General features: G+C 40.6%; 1 protein-coding gene and 1 pseudogene. One reads left to right on the top strand and one right to left on the bottom strand.

Features of this window, described 5'->3' with window-relative positions:
• Nucleotides 1-1,096 (top strand): polyisoprenyl-teichoic acid--peptidoglycan teichoic acid transferase TagV (gene tagV / locus RAC86_RS38780; protein ID WP_377886966.1); only part of this gene is annotated, 1,096 nt, incomplete at its 5' end.
• Nucleotides 1,097-1,168: 72 nt separating this feature from the next.
• Here the strand turns inward: tagV and RAC86_RS38775 are convergent.
• A pseudogene (locus RAC86_RS38775) lies at nucleotides 1,169-1,290 on the bottom strand (undecaprenyl-phosphate alpha-N-acetylglucosaminyl 1-phosphate transferase); the annotation flags it as partial.

Raw genomic sequence — 1,290 nt, 5'->3', positions numbered from 1 at the left:
AATGTTATTGTTCGCCCTTGCACTATTGGTAGTTGTAGGGCTTGGCGGGTATAAACTTTATAAAACCATTAACGCTGCGGATGAATCGTACGATGCCCTATCCCGCGGGAATAAATCAAATCTTCGCAACGAAGTTGTAGACATGAAGAAAAAACCATTTTCTATTTTATTTATGGGAATAGAGGATTACGCGACTAAAGGACAAAAAGGGAGATCAGACTCTCTTATTGTTGTTACCCTGGATCCCAAAAATAAAACCATGAAAATGCTGAGCATTCCGCGTGACACACGTGTGCAATTAGCTGGTGACACAACGGGAAGCAAGACGAAGATCAATGCCGCTTACAGCAAAGGCGGTAAAGATGAGACAGTTGAAACTGTTGAAAACTTCTTGCAAATCCCGATTGATAAATATGTCACAGTTGATTTTGACGGATTTAAAGATGTGATTAATGAAGTCGGCGGTATTGATGTTGACGTGCCTTTCGATTTCGATGAAAAAAGTGATGTAGACGAAAGCAAACGGATTTACTTCAAAAAAGGCGAGATGCATTTGAACGGCGAAGAAGCATTAGCATATGCCCGGATGAGAAAACAGGATAAACGCGGAGACTTTGGCCGTAATGACAGACAAAAACAAATCTTAAACGCGCTGATTGACCGCATGTCAAGTGCAAGCAACATTGCTAAAATTGATAAAATCGCAGAAAAAGCCAGCGAAAACGTTGAAACCAATATTCGCATTACTGAAGGTTTAGCGCTTCAGCAGATTTACAGCGGCTTTACCAGCAAAAAAATCGACACATTGAGCATTACAGGTTCTGATTTGTATTTAGGGCCTAACAACACATATTACTTTGAACCTGATGCTACAAATCTCGAGAAAGTCAGAAAAACGCTTCAAGAGCATTTAGATTATACTCCTGATACAAGCACTGGCACTTCCGGTACCGAAGACGGGACTGACAGCTCAAGCAGTTCTGGCAGCACTGGCACAACAACTGACGGGACGACGAACGGAAGCAGCTATTCGAATGACAGCAGCACAAGCTCAAACAACAGTACAACGAATTCAACAACTGATTCATCCTATTAAAAAATGCCCGGTCCTTTTAGAGGATCGGGCATTTTTGCGCAGAAAAAAACTCCGGCACATAAGCCGGAATTTTTAATTCCTTTTCACCAGCCGTTTATAAAACTTTGTAAACGGCTTAAATTTTTCATTCACGAGTCCTGTCACTTCTGCTATGATTTGCATAAAAATAATTAAAATGAAGATAATAAACAAAG

It is taken from the genome of Bacillus sp. LR_5 (assembly GCF_042709275.1).
Note: the sequence above shows the minus strand (reverse complement) of the source record. Positions and strands in the feature narration are given on the sequence as shown.